The organism is Mesorhizobium sp. M0514 (assembly GCF_040321145.1).
In the GTDB taxonomy this organism is placed as follows: Bacteria; Pseudomonadota; Alphaproteobacteria; order Rhizobiales; family Rhizobiaceae; genus Mesorhizobium.
In genome coordinates this window covers 1-25784 of the sequence record NZ_JAMYQZ010000003.1, presented here as the reverse complement: position 1 = coordinate 25784, position 25784 = coordinate 1, and the positions used below count along the sequence as shown (strand labels likewise).

The following is a 25784-nucleotide window of genomic DNA, read 5'->3' as shown; positions in this document are numbered from 1 at the left end:
GGAAATTCATGAAGACTGTCTATTCGCCGCTTCATGCCGGCCATGCCGGCCAGATGGAACTGGTCACGTCGGCAATCGTGCCGGGTTTCGAAAAGCCATCGCGGGCCGAGTTCATCAAGGCGCGGGTCGAGAGCGAGAAGCTGGGGCCGATCATCGGACCGGTCGAGCACGATCTCACAGCCGCCAAGCGCATCCACAAGGCCGACTATATCGACTTCCTGCCAACCGTCTGGCCAGCGTGGAAGGCCGCCGGCCTCGATGGCACGGCGATGCCCTTCACCTGGCCGACGCGCGGCCTGCGCGGCGACGTGCCACCCAAGCGCGTCGACGCCTTGCTCGGCTATTACTCCTTCGACGCCGGCGCCACCTTCGTCGAAGGCACATGGACCGCCATCAAATCGTCCTATGACGTGGCGCTGACGGCGGCGGCCTTGGTCAAGGGTGGCGAGCGGTCGGCCTTCGCGCTTTGCCGCCCGCCCGGCCATCACGCAGGTGCCGGGTTCATGGGCGGCTACTGCTACATCAACAATGCTGCGGTCGCCGCGCAGTGGTTCCTCGACCAGGGCGCCGAACGCGTCTCGATCCTCGACGTCGACTACCACCACGGCAATGGCACGCAGGAGATCTTCTATGAACGCGCCGACGTGCAGGTTCTCAACCTGCATGGCGATCCCATGGTCGAGTATCCGTTCTTCCTCGGCCATGCCGATGAACGCGGCGCCGGCGCCGGCGAAGGTTTCAACGTCAACTATCCCATGCCCTTCGGCACCAATTGGGACGCCTGGAACGCCTCACTGGAGGATGCCTGCGTCAAGCTCGCCGCCTACGCCCCCGATATCGTCATCGTCTCCCTTGGCGTCGACACCTTCGAGAAGGACCCGATCAGCCAGTTCAAGCTGAAAAGCCCGGACTATCCGAAGATCGGCCGGCGCATGGCCAAGCTCGGCCTGCCGACGCTGTTCGTGATGGAAGGCGGCTACGCCGTCGAGGAGATCGGCATCAACGCCGTCGGCGTGCTCACCGGCTTCGAGGACAAATAGGAAAGCAATTCCAGGATAAGTGTGAGGCGGTTTTCCGGCCGGATTGCGCCAAAGAGATATGGGGCGGCTCCGGCCGCCCCGACCATCTAGGCGGCCGCAGCCGGGTTAGGTGCAACCACCGGAACGGCTGCCTTTCGCGACCGGCCGATGCGGTAGACAATCACCGCCGCAATCACGCCTGCCGCCAGGATGGCCACCGCCAGCAACGGCCGGTACCAGAACCAGGCAATCGCGATCGTCACCGTGCCGACCAGGATCGCCAGGACGAAGGCGATAATGCCGGTACCCATCCGCGCCATGCTGCCGAGGAAGGGTATGACGTCTAGGATCACCCCGATCGGGCTGAGGAACAGCGCAAAGCCTATGGTCAGCAACAGCAAGCCGGCGCCGCGCAGCAGCCAGGTGATCAGCGTGTTGGCGCTGACCGCCTCGGCGAACATCTTTTCGGCCGGGACGTTGCCGGTGTCGACCATCAGCAGCGCATCGCCGGCTTGCGTCTGGTAGGGCTCGAAGCGGCTGCCGGCCTGGCGCGCGATGATACTAACCACGCCCAGCGGCGCCAGTTCGTAGCCGATTCGATAGTCACCCAAAGCGGGCGTCGTGTTGTCATTGCCGAGAAAAATCTTGCCATCGACGATGCTGAGCGGTTTCGTTCCGATATAGGCAGCCTTTATCGCCGCCGACTGGTCGGCTGAGAGCGAATAGTCCTTGTCACCCTCGATACGGTCCAGCACTGGCGTATCGAGATCGAAGGCGACAAGCTTGCCCTCGGGAATCTGGAAGGTCCGGCCGTGGATTTCCATCGGCGGATTCTGGTGGCCGTCCGGCTTCTTGAAGTCCGACGAGTCGATCTGGCTGTCGTCCCACACCTTGGAATAGCTGTAGGTGGTCACCGTCTCTTCGCCACCGCCGAGCTTCTTGGTCGTCTCCGACTTGGACTCTTCCTTCCACTGATACATCTCGACACTGCGCGACAGCCGCAGCCCTTGCGTGGCGATGCCGAAATCCGGATCCGCCAGGCCGCTGTCCGCCGTCACCAGTCCGCTGACATGAACCAGCTTGCCGTCATTGGCGGTATCGACGCTGTCGGCGCCGACCGAAACCACCGCTCCAGAACCTTCGGCCAGCGAGCGCGCCGTCTGCACGGCGCGGCCTTCGTTCCAGAACAGCCCGATCACCATCAGCACGATCAGGATAAGGCCGAAGATGACCCCGCCGACCGCGCGCTTGATCCGCCCGAACCACGAGACGGATGTGACTTCCCGAAATGAATCGCTCATCGTTTCCCCCGAAACAAAGTTATCCCAAAATTACAACGCGGCCGGCGGCTGCGCGTTTAGCCCGTCAATCGGCGTGGATCTGCGCGCCGCAATCCCTTTCGCCGGCGCAGGCGTGCACCGCGCGCGTCGTGCCGCCATCGCCAACCCGCCACGGCGAGGCAGACAGCGGCGCCTGGCGATTGCCCCCGAGAAGATCGAGCGCCCGCATCGCCGTCTCTTCACCAGCCTCGTCACGCTTGACGATCTCGACGTCCTTGAGGCCGATCGCGGCAAGCTGCGGCATCACCACATCGGGGTCGCCCGCCACCACGATCAGCGACGGATCGAGCGACGCCAGGGCCAGCGCCTGTTTCTGAACCGCATCGAGCGTCAGCTTTGTGCGCGCCGCCATGCGGGTTTGCTGGTCCTCCAGCGTCGATCCGCTGCCGACCGCGCCAATCAGCGAGGAGAACAGACCAGCCGACGTCTCGGCCGATCCAGCCAGCGCCCGGCGATAGACAGTCACCGTGCGGTCGACTTCGTCCTGCGCCACCGGCAAGGTGGTCAGGCCGGCAAATCCTTTCAGGATTTCGGTAATCGCCGGCCCGGTGTTGGCGCGCTCGACGGTGGTTGCCACGACCAATCCCGAGCCGGCCTTCATCGGGCTCATCAGATAGCTCGACACGCCATAGGAGTAGCCCTTCTCCTCGCGGATCACCGAATTCAGCCGGCTGGAGAAATCGGCGCCAAGCAGGTTGGAGACCGCGGTCGATTCAGCGCGCTCGCTCTCGTCGGTGCCGGGCGCCGGCCGCGCCACGAACAGCGCCGACTGGCTGGCGCCGGGTTCGGGCACCAGCAGCACTTTCTGTCCCCCGTTGAAATGCGCCGCCGGCGACGGCTCGACGGCATAGCCGGCGGTGTCGCTTGTCCACGCGCCGAATGCTTTTTCAAGGCTGGCGGCGACGGTCGCGACCGGCATCGGGCCGACGCTGTAGAAGGTCACCGCCTTCGGCGTGAACTCCGCCTTGAATGCGTCCCTCGCCTCGTCGAGCGAGATCGAGGCCAGCGCCTTTGCCGACCAGTCCACCGCTGCCTTGCCCGGCACCTGCGGGATCAGCGTCGCCTTTGCCATGCGGCCGGCAACGCCGGGCAGATCCGCCTCGCGGCCGTTTAGCCAGTCGACTGTCTGCGCCATCAGCACCGTCCATTCGGTCTTGTCGAAACGAGGCTTCAGCACCGCGTCGGCGAGCAGGCCAATACCCTGGTCGAGCTTTTCCGGCGGCACGCCAAGCGTCATCATCGTGGTCAGCGTTCCGGCCTGGTGGCCGACGCCGGCGCCGATGTCGCTGGCCGCCTTGGCGAAATCAGCCGAGCCGCGATCGGCGGCCCCGCGTGTCGCCATGCTTGCTGCAAGCTCCAGCAATCCCTCCTTGCCTTCCGGCACGCTGTTCCAGCCGCCGGCGGCACTGGCCGCGACATACACCATCGGCGCTTCCGGCATTGTGTAGTGGACGAGTTTGATGCCATTCGAGAGCGTCGCCGTTTCCATGGCGGGCAGTGTTGCCGAAGGCGCTTGCTCGGCCGCATGCTTCGGAATGTCGATCGCCGCTCGCTCCGGCGCGGTGAACGGCTGCGGTGTGCCGGACGACCCGATCAGTGCATCGGGATAGCCGCCGCGCGGGCCGGGCTTCAGCACCAGTATGCTGGCGTCTTCCGGTTTCAACAGCCGCTTCATCGTTGCCTCGACATCCGCCACGCTGGCGTCCTTCACCCGCGGGTCGTCGACCAGCGCGCTCTGCGCATCGCCGAGCACGTCGGCATTGTAGGAGACGACGCCGGCGCGATCCTTCAGTGCTTCGCTGCCGAGCCGCGCTGCCTGCAAGATGCCCGTGCGCGCACGCTCGACATCGACCGGATCGAGCGGGGTCTTCAGGAAATCCGCAAACGCCGTTTTCATCGCGCTTTCCAGCGCTTCCGGCGCCACACCTTCGGCGGCACCCGCCTCGAACGTAAAGCGGCCACCGAGCAGACCGCCGGTCCAGCTCGCGCTGGCATAGGTGGCAATGCCCAACTGCGAAACCAGCCGGTTGCGCAAAAACCCATATTCGCCGTTGCCGAGCAGTTCGGCGGCAATGCTGAGCGCACCATTGTCGGGCGACTGCGCCACCGGGCCACTGAAGCCGACCACGACGATGGGGCTTGGCACACGATCCTCGAGCACCAGCTTGAGCCGGGCCTGCGTCGGTGCCGGCACCGCGGGCCGCGCCACATCGGCGCCGCGCGCCACGCGGCCGAACGTGTCGGCAATCAGCGCCTTGGTGTCGTCGATCTCCAAGTCACCGACCAGCACCAGCACCGCATTGTTGGGCAGATAGTAGCTGTTGAAGAAACCCCTGACATCGTCGAGCGTCGCCGCATCGAGATCGGCGACCGAGCCGATGACCATGCGGCTATAGGGATGCGGCTTCGGGAACAAGCCGGACCAGAAAGCTTCCCAGCCGGATGCGCCGGCCTTGTCGAGCACGTTCTGGCGCATCTCGTTCTTGACCACCGAGCGCTGCAGATCGAGCTTGGCCTGAGTCACCGAGCGGCCGAGATTGGCCATGCGGTCTGCCTCAAGCGACAAGATCATCGGCAGTGACGACGACAGCCCGTCGACATAATAAACCGTGCCGTCCTCGGTGGTCCAGGCATTGATCTCGTTGCCGAGTGCGGCGTGCGCGCCGAACACGTTCGGCCAGGCCGGCGTGCCGGAAAACATCAGATGTTCGAACAGATGCGCAAAGCCCGAGCGTCCCGCGGGTTCATTCATCGACCCGACGCGGTAGCGCAGGTTCATCACCACCTTCGGCACGCGATGGTCGGGCACCAGCACCACCTGCAGCCCGTTGTCGAGCGCATAGGTAACGGTCGGCTCAGCCTTGGCGGGCGCTGCCATGCCGGCAAGAACCGCAAGCACCACCGTGAACGCCAGGAAAACCTGCTTCATCATGACCCCCGATGCTGATGGCCGCGAGCAAGCGCCGCCAAATCCGCCGTATGACCGAAGGGATGCCCACCCCTCCCGGCTGCCGAGACCCTATCGGAATCGATCGGCCCTCGATACGGCAGTATCGCAACACCCTCTGGCTTTTTCGTGTCGGCGTTTCAGGCCTTTTGCGGCGGAAAAGGCCGCGAAAGCCGCCCCTGAGTCGCTTGAGTCCAATAATATTGATTTTGTCAAATCGCGTTTGATGTCGGATTCATCTGCGGGTAGATTAGACCCGAATCAGCCGGTCCTTGGGGGGCGCGGCAACCACCCAAAGTCTCAAGTTCCGGCCAATGACCGGCACCAGACGCGGACGGCTTCGCGTTCCCTGAATGGATTCGGCGATCAGCGCGACCGCCGCGCCGTGTGAGTGCTTCGTAAACGTGATGCGTCTTCAAGTTCGGCCGCTGCCAACCCCAGCGTCCGGGCTCAAGAAAAGACTCCGGCCATGACATACAACCAAAGCATCCAATGAGCAGTTCCGCCGCGCTTCTCCAATCCGATACGTTAGGCTCGCGCCTTGAATCGCGCGGCGATCTCACCTCCTTTTTCATGCAGCTTGCCGCCGAGATCGGCGCCGACAGCTACATGCTCGTCGCCATCGTCCACGACCAGGATCGCAACGACGCCCGCATCGTCTCATCCAACTGGATCTTCGACGCCATTGAACTGATCGGCAAGCGGCTGATCGCCGGCCTTGCCCAGGGACCGCTGACCGTTGCACCTGGCATCCGCCCGAGGCCGCTGGTCGCCGCCGCGGCGCCCGACGCCGGCGGACTGCTCACCGGCGAAGAGGCGCGCCTGCTCGACGTGCTTGGCCATGCCGAAGTCTATTCACTGCGGCTCAATGTCGGTCGCCAGCGGCTGTTTGCGCTTTTCTCGGCGGCCGAGGCCGGCAGTATCGACCAGCCGGCGCTGATGAAGGCTCAGTTGAAGTGCTGTTACGCGCTGTCCGCCATCCCGCAATTGATCGCCGCCGCCGCCATGCAGGACCCGCTGTCCGACCGTGAGCGCGAATGCCTGTTCTGGGTGTCTGAAGGCAAGACCACCGATGAGGTCGCGGTGATCCTCGGGGTCTCGTCCAACACCGTCAACAGCTACATCACCCACGCCATCCAGAAATTCGCGGCCTCGAACCGCGCGATGGCCATCGCCACGGCGATCAGGAGCGGCATCATTTGAAACACGCTGACATCAAGGCGGCGGCCGAAGCCCTTTTCAACGAGCAGCGCAATCCGTTCGGCGCCTTCTCCATCGGTTCCGAGACGCACCATGCCGTTACCATCCCGGACGCGGTGCGCCGCTGCCGCTGGATCGCCGTCGACATCAACGCGTCGGCGTTTGGCCTCTATTTCGTCAGCCCCTCCCCGGAACGGGCGCGCCTGGTGCCGAGCTTCGATTCCGACTATCCAGCCACTGCTGTTGCGACCAAATTCATCGCCGGCGCCAATGGCGAGGAGATGGTTCGCCACAGCGGCGCCTCGACAGCGCCGCGCTGGTGGGCCGATGACGGCATCGCCGGCTCGGACGCCGTCTTCAAGAACCTCGCCTGGGCGGAGCGGACGGCGCCGCTGGCGCCGGGCACCAACGGCATTGCCTTTCCCGTCCATGCCGATCGCGGCCATTGCGGGCTGGTGGTGTTCCTCGGCTCGACGATCGCTCTGCCGGAGGACACGCTCTACGAAATCCACGCCCGCTGTTTTTCGCTGTTCGCCGCCGTCGCCCGCATTCGTCCGAACGATGCCGGCCGGATGCGGTCGATCTCCAAGCGTGAACTGGAGTGCCTGAAGCTGACCGCCAACGGCAACACCAGCGAAGAGATCGCCAGGCTGCTGAAGCTGTCGGTCCACACCGCCAACCAGTATCTCACCCAGTCGACGCAGAAGCTCAACGCCGTCAACCGCAACCAGGCGGTGGCCAAGGCGCTGCGCCTGGGTCTGATCGAGTGATCAAAGCCGCGTCCGGCGATTGGGATAAGACAAAAGATCAGCGATAGGCGAGCGGCTCGGTCCGGCGAATGCGCGCCTCTTCGATGACCGTCTCCAGCAAGGCGGTGTTGTGCTCGGGGTCTTCGCCGGGCTTCTCGAACGACACATAGTTGACCGCGACCGAAGACCTCTCCTCGCTCAGCGTCAGCTGGAAATAGACGGTGACGCCCGGCGGCCGAAGCTCGAGATCGAGCACGATGCGCGGGCTGCCGCTCCAGTCGACATGTGCCTCTCCGCCATGGCCGAGCCTGAGCGTGCCCGGCAGGAAAAAAAGCTCCACAGCCGAATCCACCAGATCCGACAGGCAAGCGAAATGCTCGAGCCGGATGAAGGCGATGTAGTCGGCGACGTCGATCAGCCGCAACTCGTCGACCACCTGCTCGATGGCCTTGGCGACAATGAGTTCGCGGGATTTTGCGTGCGGTTGGCGGTTCATGAAATTTGTCTCCGCTCAGCCTTTTTTTTTGGAGTAGACGATCCGCACCAGTTCGGCGACGGCCTGGTAGAATTGCGACGGGATCACGCTATCAACCGAAACTTGCTTGTACATGGAGCGGGCAAGCGCCACGTCCTCGAAGATCGGGATGTTGTGCTCCTTGGCAATCTCGCGAATCTTGAGCGCCACCAAGTCCTGGCCCTTGGCCAGCACCAGGGGTGCTGAATCCTCGTCGCGGACATATCTGAGCGCGATGGAAAAGTGCGTCGGATTGGCGATGATCAGCGTCGCGCGCGGCACGGCCGTCATCATCCGCTTGCGCGCCCGGTCGCGCGCCAGCGAGCGCAGCCGCGACTTGATGATCGGGTCGCCCTCGGACTGCTTGAACTCGTCCTTGACCTCCTGCTTGGTCATCCGCAGATCCTGCTTCCAGTGGAAGCGCGACCAGACGACGTCGACCGCCGCGATCAGCCCCATGACGAAGACGATCGCCACCAATATGTCGACGGTGATGCTTTTGATGACGAGGCCGAAAGCGACGGGGTTGGTGATCATGCCGGCCAGGAGCTGGCGGTAGTCCTGCGATAGCGTGAAGTAGAGCACGATGCTGGCGAAGCCGAGCTTGCCCAGCGACTTCAGGAACTCGACCCAGCCCTGAATGCCGAACATCCTGGTCCAGCCTTTGGCTATCGAGATGCGCGACAGTTGCGGCCGGATCCGCTCGCCGACGACTTGCGGCATGTTCTGCAGCACCGAGGCGCCGATGCCGGCCACCACCAGCAGCGCCAGCAGGCTGACAACGGCATGGCCGATCTCCATCATCACGGTCTTGTAGAGCGCGATGACGTCGGTCTCGGTGTCCATCGGCCACGCCTCGGGCTTCTCCAGGAACATCGACAGGAACATGCCGAGATTGACGACCGCGTCCTTGGCGTAGAAGACGGTGAACACCAGTATAGCGATGAAGGACGCCAGAAGTGCGGCCTCCCTGGAATGGGGCAGCTTGCCCTGTTCGATGGTGTCGCGGATCTTCTTTTCGGTCGCGTCTTCGGTTTTGGAGTCTTTGTCCGCCGCTTCAGCCATTGTGGGGTCTGTTGCTCAGCGTCAGGCCGCTTCGCTCTGCTGCGATGAAGGGAGTTCAAATGCCCCCTCTCGCGACAGCCGGATTGTAGCCACGGCAACGGTCTTGCGCGCCGTCATGATGTCGGCAAGCTGGATACCTTCCGAGCCTTGGCCGAGCTCGGACTCGATCATGCGCCGCGACCGGGCGCCGATCGCCGACAGCACCGACTCCGTCAATGCGGGCGCCGCACCGCGCAGCGCCAGCGTGATCAGTTCGGTCGACAGCCCGTCGAACAGAAGTACCCTCGCCTTCTGCGTCAAAAGCGGCAGATCGTCGAAGGCAAACAACCTGGAGCGGACACCGCCGAGGTCCGGCGTGCCGGCCTCTTCCAGATCCTGCATGACCTCTTCCAACTGAGGCTTGTCCATCTCGTTGAGCATACTGGCGACGCGCGCCTGTCCCGCCGAGATGTCCTTGGTCGCAGTCTGCGCCAGCACGCTGGCGCGCAGCTGGTTCTCGATGATCCTGGTCGCCGCGTCCGGAATGGTCGCCATCGTCACCATGCGCTTGATGATCTGGCTGCGCATCGGCTTTTCCATGGTCAGCAAAATGTTGGCGGCGGCCTGCGGCGCAAGCTTCGACAGCACCATGGCCGCGGTCTGGGGATGCTCGGCGGCAAGGAACGTGCCCAGACGCGTCGGCTCGAGCTTTTCCAGCTCCGGCCAGATCGGCGGTGGTCCTTCCGGCGCAACCTCGAAGCGCTTGTCGCCCATGATGGCGCTCATCTCTTCGGGCGACAGCGATTCATTGAGGATCGTGTCCATCCGGTCGGCGGAATCGAGCAGGCCCGCGCCTTCGGTGAACTCGGCCTCGAATTCGGCGACGATGCGTTCGAGGTCGCTTTGCGGAATGGTGCGCAGCAGCCGCGCCCCTTCGATCAGCGCCTTCAGTTCTTCCTGTTTGAAGAATTTCAGCAGCCGGCTGGCCGAAGGCTTGCCCATCGCCACCAGGATGGCGGCGGCCTTTTGCGGGCGCGTGAGCGTCACCGGCGTCGTCATGGCATAAGCTCCGATCGCTGCTGAGACCGCATGTCGTCTAATCCTCAGGCGCTCTTGGCGGCAGCGATAATTTCGGTCAGCCTGATGCCGAAGCGCGACGGATCGCTTTCCAGCACGGTGATCTCGCCGCGCGCGATCTTGCGGCCGTTGACCACGACATCGACCGGTTCGCCGATGCGCCGGTTGAGCGCCACCGTCGAGCCCTTCTGCAGCGCCATCAGGTCCGACACCGGCATTTCCGTACTGCCGAGGATGATCTGCACATCGACCGGAATGCTCATGATGATGTTCGAATTGGCGCCGGACGTGGCAGCCCGCAAGGCGGCGTCGGGGCGCTTTTCCTCCTCCTGGAGGACACCGCGCAATTCCTCGATGGCGCGGTCGAGCTGTTCGTCCGGCTGGTCGATATTGGCTTCCACCTTGGTCTTGGCCATCAGTCGTCTCCAAATGCTTGGGCTTGCCCGGCGTCAGCCCGGCATGAGCCCATCGATAAAATCCTGACCGGCATCGTAAGGATGCCTGATCCGGACGGTGTAGTTCTGCCCGAGTTTACCGAATTCGCAGACAAACAGCGTCTTGTCGCGCGCGCTCAGCTTGGCCTGCGACTGCGCGGTTTCCTCGAACTCGATGATCTGGCCCGGCTCGAAGCCGGCGAGGTCGCCGAGCGTCAGGCGTGCCAACGGCATGGTCGCTTCGAGCGTCACCGTCGAGCGCATCACCTCTTCGGAAAAACGTGCCCGCCAGTCGGAGGTCGTGCCTTCGCTGTCGTGGACATCGGCGATACCGCGTGTGGCCAGCAGGATGCGCTGCGGGATCATCACCGTGACCGTTCCGCTGTCGGTCGGCGTCGAGATGCCGAAGACGATGCGCACCGCCGCGCCATCGCGCAGCACGCGGCGCTTGGCTTCGCTGCCCGAAAGCGCCCGCGGCACCGGCAGCCGCAGCTCGAGCGAGCGCCGGCCCGATCCGTTCAACGCCTGCGCAACTTCCTGGAAGACCGTGGTCGCGACATCGGTCTCGATCTGCGACAGAGCGCGCTCGATCGGCGAAACCGGCTGATCCGGATCGCCGCCGAACAGCGCGCACACCATCACGGCGATGGCCGGCGCATCAGCCACCAGCGTCATCGCATCCGAAGACGTCGGCGATGCTATGATGGTCATGGCAAAGGCATCGCCGGCATTCGTGCGGGCATCGGGAACACGGCTGATCTCGACCGCGCGCAGGTCGACGGTGACCGGTGCGCCGAGTTCGCCGGCCAGGCTCTTCTGCAGCAGCGGCAGGGCGCGCTCGCCCATCGAGCGCCCGGTGCCGATGACATGAGCGGCCTCACCGCTGTCACCGACCAGACGCTCAATGATCAGCGAGCGGGCTTGCGAGGGGCTGCCAGGACTTGTCATGACGGCGTGCGGTCCTGTCTGTCGTCATGCATGGCTCAAGCCGCTTTCTTCTCGGCGGAAGCTGTGTTCATCGTGCTTTGCTCGACGGCATCGATCGTCGGCCGCTCATAGGACGAGATGGTCTTGCGACCGAACTCGATGGCCACCTGCGGCAGGGCGCCGTTCATGTAGGCAAGCAGCGTCTGCTTGACGATGATATAGAGGCGGTTCTTCTTCTCGCGCACCGTCTTGATCTTGGTGGCGACCGGCCCGACCACCGCATAGGACAGGAAGATGCCGAGGAAGGTTCCGACAAGGGCAGCGCCGATCAGGCCGCCGAGGATTTCGGGCGACTGGTCGAGCGCGCCCATCGCCTTGACCACGCCGAGCACGGCGGCGACGATGCCGAGCGCCGGCAGACCATCGCCCACCGCCACCAGCGCATGGTAAGCCTTCATCTTGTCGGACTTGATGGTCTGGATTTCCTCGTCCATCAGCGCCTCGATCTCATGCGAGCGGGCATTGCCGATGATGATGATGCGGCAGTAGTCGCAGATGAAATTCGTCAGGTCGTGATTCTTCAGCACGGTCGGGAATGCCTGGAAGATCGCCGATTCCTCCGGATTGTCGATATGTGCCTCGACCTCGCTGCGCGACTTCGAGCGCAGTTCGCGCATCAGGCTGTGCAGCACGCCCAGCGTCTCCAGATAGTCGCGCTCCTTCGGCACCGCCTGCTTGAACGCTTCGAGGATACCCCTGCCGGTGTCCTTGACCGTCTTCATCGGGTTGGCGACGAGAAAGGTTCCAAGTGCGGCGCCACAGATGACCACCGCTTCCCAAGGCTGCATCAGCACATGCAGATGGCCGCCCATCGCCATGAAGCCGCCGAGAACACAGCCGAGCGTCACCACAAGTCCGATCAGAATGCCCACGCCAGATCCTTCCGCATCACGTCAGGCCTAACCGATAGCCCCCGTGCCTTGTGTGAGGCTTGAATCATGCAAGGTGAAGCGATTCAGCCTCGCGCAAGCAAGTCCGCATAGTCTTGCTTTTGAAGCTGCGACCGGAGGCATGTCGTGTTGAGCACTTTTACCAGCTACCAGCTCATCGCCAGGGACATCCCCAAGGCGATCGACCGCATCGAGGCGGAGCCGATCACCAAGCGCGACACCGACTACTATCTCGCCAACATCGGCAGCGTGAAATCGATCGACGATTTCGTCAAGAACGACCGGCTGTTCAAATATGCCATGAAAGCCTTCGGTCTCGGCGACATGGCTTACGCCAAGGCCTTCATGGTCAAAGCGCTGAAGGAAGGGGTGTCGGATTCCGACAGCTTCGCCAACAAACTGAGCGACAAGCGTTATGCCGAGTTCGTGTCGGCCTTCAATTTCGCCGCACTTGGCGCTAATGCCACGAGCTACAATTCGGCACAGCAGGGCGTGACCAACAATTACGGCCTCCAGGTCTCGGTCGGCCCTTCGCAGAACGGCTTCACCTACTACAAGGGCGAAACCTCGTACTACCTGAGCAACATTTCCAACGTAAAATCGATCGACGACCTGATGGGCAACGATCGCCTGCTCACCTATGCGATGGCCGCGTTCGGCCTGGACGCCGACGCCGAGCCGGCTGCGACCGTGCGGGCCATGCTGGAAGGCGGCGTCACCGACCCGAACAGCCCCGCAAACACGTCGACAAACAAGGGCTATGCGGCTTTCGTCGCGGCTTTCGACTTTGCCCAATATGGCGACCAGGCTACGGCGGGCGACGCCGTCCAGCAGGCGGTGCCGAAGGCTGTGATCGGCGGAACCGGACTGTTGCTCGTCAAGCCGACCGCGCAATACATCAAGGGCGAGGCCGACTACTACGCAGCCAACATCTCCAAGGTGAAGTCCATCGAAGACCTGCTGAAGGACAAGCGCCTGCTGACCTTCGCCATGGCTGCCTATGGGCTTGATGCATCGACCCAGACGACGAAGCAGATCCGCACCATGGTCAATGGCGGCGTCACCGATCCGTTGAGCCCCGCCAACCTCTTGGCCGACAAGAGCTACGCCAACTTCGTCACCGCCTTCGACTTTGCCCAGTACGGCGACCAGGCAACCACGCGCGACGCCGTGCTGAAGACGACGCCGAAGCTGTACACGACCGAGTCCAGCCTTGGACTCATCAAGCCGAATGCGGACGCTGTCCAGGCCGAGACCAGCTACTACCTCGCCAACATCACCAAGGTGAAATCCGTCGACGATCTGATGGCCGACAGCCGCCTTTATAACTATGCCCTGTTCGCCAGCGGGCTCGATCCTGCGACCACCAACAAGGATCTCGTGCGCGATGTCCTGGAGGGTGGTGTCCGTGATCCCGCCAGTGTCGCCAACAAGCTCTCCAACAAGGCCTATGCCAGGCTCGCCACCTCGTTGAATTTCGAAGCCTACGGCGAAGCGGCAACGACCCGCAGCCCGTCGCAGCAGCCGGTGGTCGACAAATATATGCGCCAGACCCTGGAAGAAGACGCCGGCAAGACCAATGACGGCGTGCGGCTGGCGCTCTATTTCGAGCGCAAGGCCTCGACCATCACCAACTGGTACGACGTGCTGGCCGACACGGCCCTGGCCAGCGTGGTACGCACCGCCATCGGCCTGCCCGATTCCTTCGCTGCCGCAGATATCGACAAGCAGGCGCAGGCCTTCGAGGCAAAGCTCGACCTCACCGATTTCACCGACCCGGCCAAGCTCGAGAAATTCCTCACCCGCTTCACCAGCCTTTGGGAAATCAATCATCCGACCTCGACCGCCCAGACATCGATCGGTGTGCTGTTTGCGCAGCCGACCACCGTCGGCATCTCGACCGATCTGATGATGGCCATGCAGAAACTGAGATTCTGAGAACACCATGCAGGACAGCCTTTACGTCGCCCTTTCCTCGCAGATCGCGCTTGAGCGCCGTCTCGACACCATCGCCGATAATGTCGCCAACGCCTCGACCATCGGCTTTCGCGCCACCGGCGTGAAGTTCGAGGATGTCGTCTCCGGCAGCGGCCCCAAATCGGTGTCCTTCGCCTCCTCCGGCAAGACCTATTTGTCCGGCGCGCATGGCGCGATGACGCAGACCGGCAACCCGTTCGACTTCGCCGTCCAGGGCGATGCCTGGTTCGGCATCGACACCCCGGCCGGCACCGTGATGACGCGCGACGGACGTTTTTCGATGAACGAGAACGGCGAGTTGATGTCGCTCGAAGGCCATCCGGTGCTCGACGCCGGCGGTGCGCCGATCCAGCTCGACCCGCGCGACGGCCCACCCAAGGCGGGCGCCGACGGCTCGCTGCGCCAGGGCGACAAGCTCGTCGGCGCCATCGGCCTGTTCAATTTCGATCCCGGCCCGAATTTCGTCCGCTACGGCAATTCTGGCATCGTGCCCGCGCGTGCGCCGGAGCCGGTCACCGACCGTTCCGATCTCGGCGTCGCGCAGGGCTATGTCGAGGAATCCAACGTCAATCCGGTGCTGGAGATGACGCGCCTGATCATGGTCCAGCGCGCCTTCGAGAACACGGCGGCGCTGATGCGCCAGACAGATGCCTCGACCGACGACGCCATCAAGACGCTCGGCTCCAAGTCGTAGCAGCATGTCGAGCAGCAAATCATCGATACGCGCGCTTGAACGGCAACCGGAGACAGCACCGGAAAACCGGCTGGATGCGCTGGAGCGGATCTGGCGCCGCTTCGATGACACCGAGACGTTGCTGCGGCGCGGCGGCCGTGTTTCGGAGGTTTCGCCAACGCATTACAAGGTGCGCGGCCTGTCTGAAGTCGCCAGGCTTGGCGACCTCGTCGAACAGCGCGGCAATGCCGGCACGCGCCGCGGCGAGATCGTCAGGATCGGCCGCGACGAAGTCGTCATCGCCCCCTTCGAACGCAGCGCCGACGCCGGCATCGGCGACGCCGTGTTTCGCCGCGGCCCGCTGACGGTAACGCCGCTTGCCTCGTGGCGCGGGCGCGCCATCGACGCGCTGACCCGCGTCATCGATGGCGGCCCGCCGCTGATCAGGATCGGCGAGGCTGCGAGCGGCGACGGCACCACGCCCGGCGCCATGGCGCGGCAGCGCGTCGGCACCGCCTTCACGACCGGGGTCAAGGTCATCGACATCTTCACGCCGCTCTGCCTCGGCCAGCGCCTCGGCATTTTTGCCGGTTCCGGCGTCGGCAAGTCGACGCTGCTCGCCATGCTGGCCGGCGCCGACGCCTTCGACACCGTGGTCGTGGCGCTGATCGGCGAGCGCGGCCGCGAGGTACGCGAATTCCTCGAAGACACGATCGGCGCAGAGAGCATGGCCAAGACGGTCGCCGTCGTCGCCACCAGCGACGAGAGCGCCATGATGCGCCGGCGCGCGCCGGATACCGCCATGCGCGTTGCCGAACATTTTCGCGACCAGGGCCATCGCGTGCTGCTGGTGCTGGATTCGATTACCCGCTTTGCCCATGCGCTGCGCGAGGTGGCGACCGGCACCGGCGAGCCGCCGGTCGCCCGGGGCTATCCCGCTTCGGTTTTCACCGACCTGCCGAAGCTGCTCGAACGCGCCGGACCTGGCGCTGAAGGCCCCGGTATCAAAGGACAGGGATCGATCACTGCCATCATCTCGGTGCTGGTCGACGGCGATGACCACAACGACCCGGTCGCCGATTCGGTACGCGGCATCCTCGACGGCCATGTCGTGCTCGACCGCGCCATTGCCGAACAGGGCCGCTACCCCCCGGTCAATCCGCTGTCGTCGATCTCGCGCCTCGCCGACAAGGCATGGAGCCCCGAGCAACGCATGCTGGTGACCAGGCTGAAATCGATGATCTCGCGCTTCGAGGACACCCGCGACATCCGCCTGCTCGGTGCCTATCAGGGCGGCGCCGATGCCGAGCTCGATATTGCCGTGCGCCAGGTGCCGCTGATCTACGAGGCGCTGACGCAGTCGCCCAGGGATCGCGCCTCGAGCGACGCATTCTCCGACCTCGCCCGTCATCTGAAAGGCAAGCAAAGTGTCGATGCAGGAGACTGAGCTTCAGTACACCGAGCGGCTTTTGCGCGAGATGATCGCAGAGGCCAGTGCCGCCGAGGAAGCCCGGGCCAACGAAGCGAGAGCTGTCAGGGCAAAGGCCGATCTCGACAAGGCCGCCAAGGCTGAGGCCATTCTGGCCAGGGCCGCCAGGCCATTCTTGCCCAGGGTAGCCAGCGTAGTCGAGTCCACTGTGCCTCGCTTGGCCGAGCCTGCCTTGCCCAGCGTCGTCAAGCCTGAATTGCCAAGGACCCCTCGCGCCGGCCCCAAAGAAGCGATCGAGACCAGTCGTGACTCGCTTCTCGACGGGCTGTTCCCGGTCACCGAATGGCCGCAGCCGCCAAGGCCGCAATATCCCAGGCTCGACAAGAAATCCGACCGCCGCAGCGATATCGTCTTTGCCGCGCTCGGCATCACGCTTGGCCTGATCTGCGCGCTGTTTCCCTGGTATATCTTCTTCAATCAGGACCAGTTCGGCGTGCAGGCGATCAAGTTCGGCGGCAGCGGCACCAATGCAGGGCGGGTCAGCGGCGGCTCGCAGATGGAGAACAGCGGTCAGCCGCTGACGGCAAACGATGTTCCCGATGTCGACCTGTTCGCCACCGGCACGCTGCAGGACCCCGAGGACAAGACCCAGCCTCCCGGCGTCGACGAGCAGCCCTTCCCGGCGGGCGCCAAATTTCGCATGGTTCATGTCGCCAATGGCCGCGCCATGATCGAGGACGATGCCGGCCTGTGGATCGTCCAGCGCGGCTCGAAGCTGCCCGATACCAGCGTCGTCTCGTCGATCGAGCAACGGGGCGGCAAGTGGGTCATGGTCACCAGCACCGACCAGGTGATCGAACTCTCCAAATAGCGGCACACCGGATTTACCCCCGAGCCGCGCAAGGTCCGCGCAAGACTGGCAGCCTAGTCTTGTACGTACCAGCCCGGAGATCCCCATGGAGCCCGTCAATCTTTTCGATCTCGCCGCCAAGCAGTCGCAATGGCTGTCGGTGCGCCAGTCGGCCATTGCCGGCAACATCGCCAACGTCAACACGCCGGGCTACACCGCCGGCGATGTCGAGCCGTTTGAGAAGGTGCTCGACCGCACGGCAGTGTCGCTGACCGCCACCCAGGCAGGCCACCTCGGCACTGCCGCCACCAATGCCGGCTTCACGGTCAAGCCAGAAGAGACGACCGGCGCCATCATGCCCTCGAAGAACACGGTCGTGGTCGAGAACGAACTGATGAAGGCCGGCGAGGTCCGCCGCTCGTTTGAACTCAACACCGCGATCGTCAAGGCCTTCCATTCGATGATGATGATGGCGGTGAAGAGCTGACCATGGACGCTTTGACCTCAGCCCTCAAGATCGCCGCGTCCGGCCTCAGCGCCCAGTCTGACCGTTTGCGCGTCGTTTCGGAAAACCTTGCCAACGCGCAGTCGACCGGCAACACCCCGGGCGCCGACCCCTATCGCCGCAAGACCATCAGTTTCGTCTCGGAACTCGATCGTGCCTCGGGTGGCACGACGGTTGAGGTCAACTCCATCGACCGCGACCCCAGCGACTTTCCCGTCGAATTCCAGCCCGGCAACGAGGCCGCCGACGACAAGGGCTACGTCAAGATGCCCAATGTCAACGTGCTGGTCGAGATGGCCGACATGAGCGAAGCCAACCGCTCCTACGAAGCCAACCTTCAGGTCATCAAGCAGGCGCGTGATCTGATCTCCATGACCATCGACCTGATGAGGAACCAGTAATGATCAGCGGCATTGGCGGTATCGGATCGCTTCCCCTCAAGCCGGAGATCGGCGGCGCCGATACCACGACCGACCTGTTCCAGGGCACCAGGGCGCCGATGGCCGGCAGCGAAATCGGCACCACCTTCGCCGAAGCGCTGAGCCAGGCTGCTTCAAAGACCGTCAACACCTTGCAGAATGCCGAGCAGGTGTCGATCCAGGCGCTGAGGGGCGACGCCGACACCCGCCAGGTCGTCGACGCCGTCATGAGCGCCCAGCAGGCCCTGCAGACCACGATCGCCATTCGCGACAAGGTCGTCTCCGCCTATCTCGAAATCAGCCGTATGGGCATCTGAGGAGAACTTGCCGTGAAAGCACTCGCCATCGCAGCGACCGGCATGAATGCCCAGCAGACAAATCTGGAAGTCATCGCCAACAACATCGCCAACATCAACACCACCGGCTACAAGCGCGCGCGCGCCGAATTCTCCGACCTGCTCTACCAGGTCGACCGCACGCAGGGCGTGCCCAACCGCTCCAATTCATCGCTTGTGCCGGAAGGCGTGTCGATCGGCCTCGGCGTCAAGACGACGGCGGTGCGCAACGTCCATACGCAGGGCGAACTGACCTCGACCGGCAACAGTTTCGACATGGCGCTGACGGGCCGCGGCTGGTTCCAGATCGAGGGCGGCGACGGCGGCACGCTCTACAGCCGCGCCGGCGCCTTCAACACCAACGCCACCGGCCAGCTGGTGACCGTCGACGGCGCCAATGTCATCCCGGCCATCACCGTGCCGACCGATGCCATCGAAGTTGTCGTCAACAAGACCGGCCAGGTCTTTGCCCGCATCGACGGCCAGACCGACCTCCAGCTGCTGGGCCAGCTGCAGCTCGCCAACTTCGCCAATGAAGCAGGCCTCGCGCCGCTCGGCGACAATCTGTTCCAGGAGACGCCGGCCTCCGGCCCGGCCAATGTCGGCGTGCCCGGCGATCCCGGCTTCGCCTCGGTCGAGCAGGGTTATCTCGAGGCCTCCAACGTCGATCCGGTCAAGGAAATCACCGAGCTGATCTCGGCGCAGCGCGCCTATGAGATGAACTCCAAGGTCATCCAGGCCGCCGACGACATGGCCTCCGTCGTGTCCAAGAACATCAGGTAAGATTTGATGGTCTCTCCGGCCTTCCGCTCCGCGCTTTGCCGCACCGCGCTGATCCTGGCGCTGGTGGCCGGCGGTGTGCCGGCGTTTGCCCAGGAGAGCGCAGACCAGCAGACCACCACTCAGGTCGCGAGCAGTCAGGCAACCGGCGAGATCGTTCTGATCCCCAACCGGGTCATTTATCCCGGCGAGATGATCGACATCGGCGTGCTGAAACCGGTGACGCTGCTCCCCGGCAAGCACAGGCCAGATGCGGTCGCCACGCGGGCCATGGAACTCCAGGGCAAGGTCGCCAAGCGCACGCTGCTGCCCGGCCGCTATATCCCGGTCGCCGCCATCCGCGACGCCTGGCTGGTCGAACAGGGCGCCGACGTGCAGGTCTATTTCATCGCCGGCGACCTCACCATTTCGGCCACGGCGGTGTCGCTGCAGCCGGGTGCCGCCGGCGATTTGATAAAGGTCCGCAACACAGACAGCGGCAAGATCTTTTCCGGCACGGTGATGGCTGACGGCACCATCCGGGTCAGCGCGTCATGAGACGCGGAGCTGCCCTTCTGCTCGCGGCCGTTGTCGGCCTGCGGCCGGCGCTGGCCGACGGTCTTACGCCGAAGCAAAAGCGCGATCTTGCCGGCCAGAATGGCGGCGCCTTTGTCGATCCCGAATACGATCCGGCCACCACCAACCGCATGTTCAGGGTCTCCAACGGCCCAAGCTCTCTGCCACCCGGCCAGGTCGCATCGCGCATCAAGGACATTGCGCAGCTGCAGGCTTCGCGCGACAACCAGCTCGTCGGCTACGGCCTCGTCATCGGCCTCGCCGGATCGGGCGACAGCCTGCGCAATTCGCCCTTCACCGAACAGTCGATCCGCGCCATGCTCGAAAATCTCGGCATCGCCACCGAAGGTGGCAGCGCGCGGGCCAAGAACGTCGCCGCCGTCATCGTCACCGCCAACATGCCGCCTTACGTGCAGTCGGGCGCCCGCATCGACATCGACGTCTCCTCCATGGGCGACGCCACATCGCTTGCCGGCGGCACGCTGATAATGACGCCACTGAAGGCGGCCGATGGCGAGATCTATGCTGTCGGGCAAGGCTCGGTCATCGTTTCCGGCTTCACTGCCCAAGGCGATGCCGAAAAGCTGACGCAGGGCGTGCCGACGGCCGGCCGCGTGCCCAACGGCGCCATCGTCGAGCGCACGGTGCGCGCCGAATTCGAGGACCAGGCGCTGCTCACCTTGCAATTGCGCAACCCCGATTTCTCCACTGCCGTTCGCATCGCCGACGCCATCAACGGCTACACCTCGCAACGCTTCGGCATGCGCGTGGCGGCGGAGCGCGATGCACGTACCGTGCAGATCAGGCGGCCGAAGAATATTTCGGCGGCGCGCTTCTACGCCGAGATCGAGAATTTGGTGGTCGAGACCGACACGCCGGCACGCGTCGTCATCGACGAACGCACCGGCACCATCGTCATCGGCAACGAGGTCAAGATCTCGCGGGTGGCGATCAGCCACGGCACGCTCACCGTGCGCATCACCGAACAGCCGAAGATCGTCCAGCCGGAACCGTTCTCCAAGGGCGTGACAGCGGAGGAACCCTTCACCACCATCGATGCCACGCGGCCTGACGCCCGCGTCAATGTGCTCGACGGACCGAACCTCGAAACGCTGGTGTCGGGCCTCAACCGTCTCGGCGTCAAGCCGGACGGCATCATTGCCATTTTGCAAGGCATCAAGTCGGCCGGCGCTTTGCAGGCCGATCTGGTTCTCCAATAGGCCATACCGATGATCGATTTCTTTTCCCAAAAGCAGCACCGCCGAAGCGCAGCCTTGGCGGCTTGCGTCATCGCCGCCACCGTCCTTGCCGGCGGCACTGTTCGCGCGGAAGAAGCGGTGCGGCAGGTTCTTCCTGGCGGGCAACAGCCGGCGGCAGTGCAGCAGCTGGTCCGCGAGAAGGTGCCCGATGAAAGCGAGATCCAGCGCTTCTGCTCCAACATCGCCGACGCCGCCCGCGACCGCCGTTACGCGCTGCAGGCCGACGAGTTGAAGCAGTTGCAGGCTGGCATCGACCAGCGCATGAAGGCGCTGGACGACAAGCGCGCCGAATACGAGCAATGGCTGAAGCGGCGTGAAGTTTTCCTGGCCCGCGCCGAGGATGGCGTCGTCAAGATCTATGCCGGCATGAAACCGGATGCCGCGGCCGAGCGCCTGGCCATGGTCAACACCGATCTCGCCGCCGCCATCCTGATGAAACTCGATTCGCGCAAGGCCGGCGTCATTCTCAACGAAATGGACCAGAAGGCGGCAGCCACGCTCACCGGCATTATGGCCAGCGCGGCGCGAAGGGTAGACCCGTCATGAAGTCGCATATACTCGCCCTGGTCGCCACCGCTTCACTTGCCGGCTGCGCCTCCGACCCCAGGGAGATCGGCAGGGAGCCGGCGCTGTCGCCGGTTGGCACCGGCATTACCGGCAGCGTCAATGCGCCCTACTCCTATCCCGAAACGCCACCCGCGCCAGTGAAGAAATTCTCGCTGTGGGATGATCGCCAGAGCCGGTTGTTCACCGACCCACGCGCGCTGCGCGACGGCGACATCCTCACCGTCAGGATCAAGCTCAACGACAAGGCCAACTTCAAGAACCAGAACGACCGCAGCCGCACCGCCGGGCGCAAGCTCGGCTATGACGTCAACCTCGGATGGGAAGGTGCCACCACCAGCGGCAAGGGCGACGCGGGGCTGAGCTCCACCACCGAAACCAATGCGGACGGCGAAATCAAGCGCTCGGAGAACCTCGAGCTCAACGTCGCCGCCGTCGTCACCGAAGTCCTGCCCAACGGCAATCTGATGATCCGGGGCTCACAGGAGGTGCGCGTCAATTACGAGCTCAGAGTGCTGACCATCGCCGGCATGGTGCGTCCATCCGATATCGGCGCTGAAAACACCATCTCTTATGAACGCATCGCCGAGGCGCGCATCTCCTATGGCGGCCGCGGCCGCGTCAGCGAAATCCAGCAGCCCGCTTACGGTCAGCAGATCCTCGACCAAGTCCTCCCCTTTTAGGACTGGAGAACGGCGCCGTGGCAAATGTCGAACAGGTTCAGCAAAAAAAGGGCCCGTCGCTTGTCATCCAGCTTGCGATGCTGCTGGCGGTGACGGGCGCCGCGATCGGCATGGGCTGGATGTCCGGCGGCTATCTGAAGGGCGTCGGGGGACCGGTGCCTGTGCCCGCCGCACCGGAGAACCAGTCCAATGCCGAGCAACCGAGCAAGGCGGCCGAACATGCTCCCGGCACCGGGCCGACGCTTGTCCAGCTGGCGCCGATCACCACCAATCTGGCTTCGCCTGCTGACACCTGGATAAGGCTGGAAGCGTCGGTGGTCTACGATGCGCCGCAGCCGCCGGAACTTACCGAAAGCATTCACCAGGACCTGCTTGCCATGGTCCGCACCCTGAAGATGCATCAGATCGAAGGCGCCAGCGGCTACCAGCATTTGAAAGCCGACCTCGAGGAGCGCGCCGCAATCCGCAGCGGTGGCCATGCCAAACAGGTTCTGATCAGGACATTGCTGCTCGAATGAGAAAACTCGTCCTCGCCGCCGCGATCGTCGTCGCCGCCACCTCTGTCGCCGCCGCCCAGCAGCTCGATCTCGGCGGCATCGGCAAGGCCGACGGCGCCACCGTCGGCTATATCATCCAGATGTTCGGTCTGATCACCGTGCTGTCGGTGGCGCCGGGCCTGTTGATCATGGTGACGAGCTTCACCCGCTTCGTCATCGCCTTCTCGATCCTGCGCGCCGGCATCGGCCTGCAGTCGACGCCGGCCAATCTGATCCTGATCTCGCTGTCGCTGTTCATGACCTTCTACGTCATGGCGCCGACCTTCGACCAGGCCTGGAACACCGGCGTCAAGCCGCTGATGGACAACCAGATCAGCCAGACCGAGGCGTTCGAAAAGATTTCGGACCCGTTCCGCACCTTCATGCTGCACAATGTCCGCGACAAGGACTTCGACCTGTTCGCCGATCTCGCCCGCGAACGCGGCCAGGTCGTTGCCAGGGACACCGTCGACCTGCGCATCCTGGTGCCGGCCTTCATGATCTCCGAAATCCGCCGCGGCTTCGAGATCGGCTTCCTGATCGTGCTGCCGTTCCTCGTCATCGACCTGATCGTCGCCACCATCACCATGGCCATGGGCATGATGATGCTGCCGCCGACCGTCGTTTCGCTGCCCTTCAAGATCCTGTTCTTCGTCCTCATCGACGGCTGGAACCTGCTTGTCGGCAGCCTGGTGCGCTCCTTCACCTGACCGTCCGCGCGCCGTTGGCGCCTTGCTAAAGTTTTATGCAATATATTTCCGGTTAACCGTCCCGTTTAGCCCTTTGGTAGGGACTTGCCCGCATATTGCTCGCAGATGGCGGGTGATCGGGTCTCACGATCATTGGCATGATGCCGCTCCGTCATACCGGAAAAGCCGGTATGTCAAAAACACCCTGTAAAAATCAAGGTACGAGTAGCCATGTCCAGTATCATGACGAACGCCTCGGCGCTGACCGCGCTGCAGAGCCTGAACAACACCAACAAATCCCTCGAGCAGACGCAGGCCCGCATCTCGACCGGCTACCGCGTTGCCACCGCTTCCGACAACGCCGCTTACTGGTCGATCGCGACCTCGATGAAGTCCGACAACAAGGCCAACTCGGCCGTGCAGGACGCCCTCGGCCTCGGCGCCGGCAAGGTTGACACCGCCTACACCGCCATCAACGACGTCAAGGACCAGGTCGACCTGATCAAGACCAAGCTGGTCACTGCCCGTAGCGCCTCGAAGGAAGACCAGCAGAAGATCGCGACCGAAATCAACGCCATCCAGGCGCAGATCAAGTCCTCGGTCGCCAACGCCAACTTCGCCGGCTCGAACCTGCTGCAGAACGACGCTGCCGCCGCGTCCGACCTGAAGATCGTTGCGGCTTACAACCGTACCGGCGCGACCGTCACCATCGACACCATCGACGTCAAGGCTGCCGATACGCAGGTTCTCGATGTCGCCGGCACGGGCGGCATCGTCGGTGGCCTGCTCGCCGCGGCCTTCTTCGACCCCAGCACCACGGCGGTTACCCCCGCCGCCATCGACACCGCGCTCGGCACTGTTGAAACGGCGCTTGCCAAGCTGTCCACCGGCGCTGCCTCGCTCGGCGCTGCCAAGTCGCGCATCGACACCCAGAAGAGCTTCCTGTCGAACCTGTCGGACTCGATCGACAAGGGCGTCGGCGCTCTGGTCGACGCAGACATGAACAAGGAATCGACCCGTCTGCAGGCCCTCCAGGTCCAGCAGCAGCTCGGCATCCAGGCGCTGTCGATCGCCAACGGCAACTCGCAGTCGATCCTGTCGCTCTTCCGCGGCTGATCTCTCGACTTTACGACTGACACCATCCGTCGGGCCGCGCCAACAGCGCGGCCCGATTCTTTTTGCGGCTGTTGATTTTCTTCCTAAATGGCGGCCGATTTTTGCTTCTGGCCAGCGCCCTGAATGGCTTGGTTTAACAGGCCATTAACCATATCCCGGTAGTCATGGTTAACCATTCCATGGCGGGCAGACCATACGGTCGATGGGCTTATGCCTACCCCCTTGATGAAGTTGATCCGGCGTGTGCGGGACACGCCAGTGTTTGAAAAGGGGTAAATATCTTGGCTAGCATCATGACGAACGCTTCGGCTCTGACCGCGCTGCAGAGCCTGAACAACACCAACAAGCAGCTTGAAACCACTCAGTCGCGCATTTCGACCGGCTACCGCGTCGCCACCGCCAGCGACAACGCCGCCTACTGGTCGATCGCCACCACGATGAAGTCCGACAACAAGGCGCTTTCGGCCGTTCAGGACGCGCTTGGCCTCGGCGCCGGCAAGGTCGACACCGCCTACACCGCCATCACCGACATCAAGGACCAGGTCGACCTGATCAAGGCCAAGCTGGTCACTGCACGCAGCGCCAGCAAGGACGACCAGCAGAAGATCGCCACTGAGATCAAGGCTATCCAGGACCAGATCAAGTCGTCGGTCACCAACGCCTCCTATGCCGGCTCGAACCTGCTGCAGAACGACGCTGCCGCGACCTCCGACCTGAAGATCGTCGCGTCCTATAACCGCACCGGCACGACCGTCGCCATCGACACCATCGACGTCAAGGCGGCCGACACGCAGGTCCTCGATCTTCCCGGCACCGGCGGCATCGTCGGCGCTCTGCTGGCGACGACCTTCTTCGATCCCAGCACAACCCAGGTCCTTCCGGCAGCCATCGACACCGCACTTGGCGCCGTTGAAACGGCGCTTGCCAAGCTGTCCACGGGCGCTGCCTATCTCGGCGCCGCCAAGTCGCGCATCGATACCCAGAAGAGCTTCCTGTCGAACCTGTCGGACTCGATCGACAAGGGCGTCGGCGCGCTGGTCGACGCCGACATGAACAAGGAATCGACGCGGCTGCAGGCCCTACAGGTCCAGCAGCAGCTCGGCATCCAGTCGCTGTCGATCGCCAACGGCAACTCGCAGTCGATCCTGGCGCTGTTCAAGCAGTAAGCCTGACCCGGCTTTCTCCTTCTTGAATTGAAGGGCCGCGCCGACAG

Annotated in this window: 27 protein-coding genes; 19 read left to right on the top strand and 8 right to left on the bottom strand. The window is 63.8% G+C overall.

The features are described from left to right. The first annotated feature begins 8 nt into the window (after window positions 1–8). Window positions 9–1040, top strand: coding sequence for a histone deacetylase family protein (locus NKI61_RS01910; RefSeq protein ID WP_023747172.1), 1032 nt, complete (start codon window positions 9–11; stop codon window positions 1038–1040). An 86-nt stretch (window positions 1041–1126) separates the two neighbouring features. On the opposite strand, the gene NKI61_RS01905 is transcribed toward NKI61_RS01910, so the two are convergent. Together NKI61_RS01905 and NKI61_RS01900 are read right to left on the bottom strand one after the other, a co-directional pair. Next, a complete protein-coding gene (locus NKI61_RS01905) occupies window positions 1127–2320 on the bottom strand; it encodes a TMEM43 family protein (protein WP_352838748.1) in 1194 nt (397 codons plus the stop codon). A gap of 64 nt (window positions 2321–2384) precedes the next feature. Continuing rightward, on the bottom strand, window positions 2385–5291 hold the full coding sequence (locus tag NKI61_RS01900; protein WP_352838747.1) for a M16 family metallopeptidase: 2907 nt from the start codon (window positions 5289–5291) through the stop codon (window positions 2385–2387). A 507-nt stretch (window positions 5292–5798) separates the two neighbouring features. Here NKI61_RS01900 and NKI61_RS01895 point away from each other — a divergent pair. Together NKI61_RS01895 and NKI61_RS01890 are read left to right on the top strand one after the other, a co-directional pair. Then, complete coding sequence (locus tag NKI61_RS01895; RefSeq protein ID WP_023671758.1) at window positions 5799–6509, top strand: helix-turn-helix transcriptional regulator; 711 nt, start codon at window positions 5799–5801, stop codon at window positions 6507–6509. Then, window positions 6506–7276, top strand: a complete 771-nt coding sequence (locus NKI61_RS01890) for a helix-turn-helix transcriptional regulator (RefSeq protein WP_023740997.1) — start codon at window positions 6506–6508, stop codon at window positions 7274–7276. Before NKI61_RS01895 ends, NKI61_RS01890 begins: the two co-directional genes overlap by 4 nt. 37 nt (window positions 7277–7313) lie before the next feature. Here the strand turns inward: NKI61_RS01890 and NKI61_RS01885 are convergent, their stop codons facing one another. From NKI61_RS01885 to motA, 6 genes are read right to left on the bottom strand one after another with little or no spacing between them, the layout of a single operon-like run. Next, on the bottom strand, window positions 7314–7751 hold the full coding sequence (locus NKI61_RS01885) for a BspJ family T4SS effector nucleomodulin (RefSeq protein ID WP_023671756.1): 438 nt from the start codon (window positions 7749–7751) through the stop codon (window positions 7314–7316). A gap of 15 nt (window positions 7752–7766) precedes the next feature. Then, complete coding sequence (gene flhB, locus NKI61_RS01880; RefSeq protein ID WP_031245956.1) at window positions 7767–8834, bottom strand: flagellar biosynthesis protein FlhB; 1068 nt, start codon at window positions 8832–8834, stop codon at window positions 7767–7769. Between the two features lie 21 nt (window positions 8835–8855). Continuing rightward, window positions 8856–9872 (bottom strand): flagellar motor switch protein FliG, encoded by a 1017-nt coding sequence (locus NKI61_RS01875; protein WP_023740996.1) that lies wholly within the window; start codon window positions 9870–9872, stop codon window positions 8856–8858. A gap of 44 nt (window positions 9873–9916) precedes the next feature. Continuing rightward, window positions 9917–10306, bottom strand: coding sequence for a flagellar motor switch protein FliN (gene fliN / locus NKI61_RS01870; RefSeq protein ID WP_023671753.1), 390 nt, complete (start codon window positions 10304–10306; stop codon window positions 9917–9919). Window positions 10307–10339: 33 nt separating this feature from the next. Then, complete coding sequence (locus NKI61_RS01865) at window positions 10340–11272, bottom strand: FliM/FliN family flagellar motor switch protein (RefSeq protein ID WP_352838746.1); 933 nt, start codon at window positions 11270–11272, stop codon at window positions 10340–10342. A gap of 35 nt (window positions 11273–11307) precedes the next feature. Next, window positions 11308–12183, bottom strand: a complete 876-nt coding sequence (gene motA, locus NKI61_RS01860; RefSeq protein ID WP_023671751.1) for a flagellar motor stator protein MotA — start codon at window positions 12181–12183, stop codon at window positions 11308–11310. A gap of 144 nt (window positions 12184–12327) precedes the next feature. Between motA and NKI61_RS01855 the strand changes: the two genes are divergently transcribed. The 16 genes from NKI61_RS01855 (at window position 12328) to NKI61_RS01780 (ending at window position 25737) form a co-directional block, all read left to right on the top strand. Further along, entirely contained in the window at window positions 12328–14139 is a 1812-nt protein-coding gene (locus tag NKI61_RS01855; RefSeq protein WP_352838745.1) for a DUF1217 domain-containing protein, read from the top strand. Between the two features lie 7 nt (window positions 14140–14146). Then, the gene (gene flgF / locus NKI61_RS01850; protein WP_023671749.1) at window positions 14147–14872 is read left to right on the top strand and encodes a flagellar basal-body rod protein FlgF; all 726 of its coding nucleotides are present in this window, start codon (window positions 14147–14149) and stop codon (window positions 14870–14872) included. A gap of 4 nt (window positions 14873–14876) precedes the next feature. Further along, window positions 14877–16298: a flagellar protein export ATPase FliI gene (fliI, locus tag NKI61_RS01845; protein ID WP_352838744.1), complete on the top strand. Its 1422-nt coding sequence runs from the start codon at window positions 14877–14879 to the stop codon at window positions 16296–16298. Beyond that, entirely contained in the window at window positions 16285–17151 is an 867-nt protein-coding gene (locus NKI61_RS01840) for a hypothetical protein (protein WP_031195436.1), read from the top strand. The genes fliI and NKI61_RS01840 overlap by 14 nt, the downstream gene beginning before the upstream one ends. An 85-nt stretch (window positions 17152–17236) precedes the next feature. After that, window positions 17237–17617, top strand: coding sequence for a flagellar basal body rod protein FlgB (flgB, locus tag NKI61_RS01835; RefSeq protein WP_023683310.1), 381 nt, complete (start codon window positions 17237–17239; stop codon window positions 17615–17617). A gap of 2 nt (window positions 17618–17619) precedes the next feature. After that, window positions 17620–18036 (top strand): flagellar basal body rod protein FlgC, encoded by a 417-nt coding sequence (flgC, locus tag NKI61_RS01830; protein ID WP_023686341.1) that lies wholly within the window; start codon window positions 17620–17622, stop codon window positions 18034–18036. Beyond that, window positions 18036–18371, top strand: a complete 336-nt coding sequence (fliE, locus tag NKI61_RS01825) for a flagellar hook-basal body complex protein FliE (RefSeq protein ID WP_023673649.1) — start codon at window positions 18036–18038, stop codon at window positions 18369–18371. Before flgC ends, fliE begins: the two co-directional genes overlap by 1 nt. 12 nt (window positions 18372–18383) lie before the next feature. Beyond that, window positions 18384–19172 (top strand): flagellar basal-body rod protein FlgG, encoded by a 789-nt coding sequence (flgG, locus tag NKI61_RS01820; RefSeq protein WP_023673650.1) that lies wholly within the window; start codon window positions 18384–18386, stop codon window positions 19170–19172. Between the two features lie 6 nt (window positions 19173–19178). Continuing rightward, window positions 19179–19706 (top strand): flagellar basal body P-ring formation chaperone FlgA, encoded by a 528-nt coding sequence (gene flgA / locus NKI61_RS01815; RefSeq protein ID WP_352838743.1) that lies wholly within the window; start codon window positions 19179–19181, stop codon window positions 19704–19706. Continuing rightward, window positions 19703–20944 carry a flagellar basal body P-ring protein FlgI gene (locus NKI61_RS01810; protein ID WP_352838742.1) on the top strand — a complete coding sequence of 414 codons (1242 nt, stop codon included), beginning with the start codon at window positions 19703–19705 and terminating at the stop codon, window positions 20942–20944. Before flgA ends, NKI61_RS01810 begins: the two co-directional genes overlap by 4 nt. A 9-nt stretch (window positions 20945–20953) precedes the next feature. Further along, window positions 20954–21529 (top strand): MotE family protein, encoded by a 576-nt coding sequence (locus tag NKI61_RS01805; protein ID WP_023710974.1) that lies wholly within the window; start codon window positions 20954–20956, stop codon window positions 21527–21529. Further along, window positions 21526–22230, top strand: coding sequence for a flagellar basal body L-ring protein FlgH (gene flgH / locus NKI61_RS01800; protein WP_023673654.1), 705 nt, complete (start codon window positions 21526–21528; stop codon window positions 22228–22230). Before NKI61_RS01805 ends, flgH begins: the two co-directional genes overlap by 4 nt. A 17-nt stretch (window positions 22231–22247) precedes the next feature. Then, window positions 22248–22748 carry a flagellar basal body-associated FliL family protein gene (locus NKI61_RS01795; protein ID WP_023673655.1) on the top strand — a complete coding sequence of 167 codons (501 nt, stop codon included), beginning with the start codon at window positions 22248–22250 and terminating at the stop codon, window positions 22746–22748. Beyond that, window positions 22745–23476: a flagellar type III secretion system pore protein FliP gene (fliP, locus tag NKI61_RS01790; RefSeq protein WP_023686348.1), complete on the top strand. Its 732-nt coding sequence runs from the start codon at window positions 22745–22747 to the stop codon at window positions 23474–23476. Before NKI61_RS01795 ends, fliP begins: the two co-directional genes overlap by 4 nt. Before the next feature lie 210 nt (window positions 23477–23686). Beyond that, window positions 23687–24571, top strand: a complete 885-nt coding sequence (locus NKI61_RS01785; protein ID WP_023683303.1) for a flagellin N-terminal helical domain-containing protein — start codon at window positions 23687–23689, stop codon at window positions 24569–24571. A gap of 281 nt (window positions 24572–24852) precedes the next feature. Further along, on the top strand, window positions 24853–25737 hold the full coding sequence (locus NKI61_RS01780) for a flagellin N-terminal helical domain-containing protein (protein ID WP_023683302.1): 885 nt from the start codon (window positions 24853–24855) through the stop codon (window positions 25735–25737). Window positions 25738–25784: the final 47 nt, after the last annotated feature.

Bases quoted from the DNA above. Each gene is read 5' to 3' on its own strand.
- flgA (WP_352838743.1), top strand. From the start codon at position 19,179: ATGGTCTCTCCGGCCTTCCGCTCCGCGCTTTGCCGCACCGCGCTGATC.
- NKI61_RS01885 (WP_023671756.1), bottom strand. From the start codon at position 7,751: ATGAACCGCCAACCGCACGCAAAATCCCGCGAACTCATTGTCGCCAAG.
- flgH (WP_023673654.1), top strand. From the start codon at position 21,526: ATGAAGTCGCATATACTCGCCCTGGTCGCCACCGCTTCACTTGCCGGC.
- NKI61_RS01840 (WP_031195436.1), top strand. From the start codon at position 16,285: ATGCAGGAGACTGAGCTTCAGTACACCGAGCGGCTTTTGCGCGAGATG.
- fliP (WP_023686348.1), top strand. From the start codon at position 22,745: ATGAGAAAACTCGTCCTCGCCGCCGCGATCGTCGTCGCCGCCACCTCT.
- NKI61_RS01865 (WP_352838746.1), bottom strand. From the start codon at position 11,272: ATGACAAGTCCTGGCAGCCCCTCGCAAGCCCGCTCGCTGATCATTGAG.
- flhB (WP_031245956.1), bottom strand. From the start codon at position 8,834: ATGGCTGAAGCGGCGGACAAAGACTCCAAAACCGAAGACGCGACCGAA.
- NKI61_RS01875 (WP_023740996.1), bottom strand. From the start codon at position 9,872: ATGACGACGCCGGTGACGCTCACGCGCCCGCAAAAGGCCGCCGCCATC.
- fliI (WP_352838744.1), top strand. From the start codon at position 14,877: ATGTCGAGCAGCAAATCATCGATACGCGCGCTTGAACGGCAACCGGAG.
- NKI61_RS01785 (WP_023683303.1), top strand. From the start codon at position 23,687: ATGTCCAGTATCATGACGAACGCCTCGGCGCTGACCGCGCTGCAGAGC.
- flgF (WP_023671749.1), top strand. From the start codon at position 14,147: ATGCAGGACAGCCTTTACGTCGCCCTTTCCTCGCAGATCGCGCTTGAG.
- flgB (WP_023683310.1), top strand. From the start codon at position 17,237: ATGGAGCCCGTCAATCTTTTCGATCTCGCCGCCAAGCAGTCGCAATGG.
- NKI61_RS01805 (WP_023710974.1), top strand. From the start codon at position 20,954: ATGATCGATTTCTTTTCCCAAAAGCAGCACCGCCGAAGCGCAGCCTTG.
- flgC (WP_023686341.1), top strand. From the start codon at position 17,620: ATGGACGCTTTGACCTCAGCCCTCAAGATCGCCGCGTCCGGCCTCAGC.
- NKI61_RS01810 (WP_352838742.1), top strand. From the start codon at position 19,703: ATGAGACGCGGAGCTGCCCTTCTGCTCGCGGCCGTTGTCGGCCTGCGG.
- fliN (WP_023671753.1), bottom strand. From the start codon at position 10,306: ATGGCCAAGACCAAGGTGGAAGCCAATATCGACCAGCCGGACGAACAG.
- NKI61_RS01905 (WP_352838748.1), bottom strand. From the start codon at position 2,320: ATGAGCGATTCATTTCGGGAAGTCACATCCGTCTCGTGGTTCGGGCGG.
- NKI61_RS01900 (WP_352838747.1), bottom strand. From the start codon at position 5,291: ATGATGAAGCAGGTTTTCCTGGCGTTCACGGTGGTGCTTGCGGTTCTT.
- NKI61_RS01895 (WP_023671758.1), top strand. From the start codon at position 5,799: ATGAGCAGTTCCGCCGCGCTTCTCCAATCCGATACGTTAGGCTCGCGC.
- NKI61_RS01910 (WP_023747172.1), top strand. From the start codon at position 9: ATGAAGACTGTCTATTCGCCGCTTCATGCCGGCCATGCCGGCCAGATG.
- fliE (WP_023673649.1), top strand. From the start codon at position 18,036: ATGATCAGCGGCATTGGCGGTATCGGATCGCTTCCCCTCAAGCCGGAG.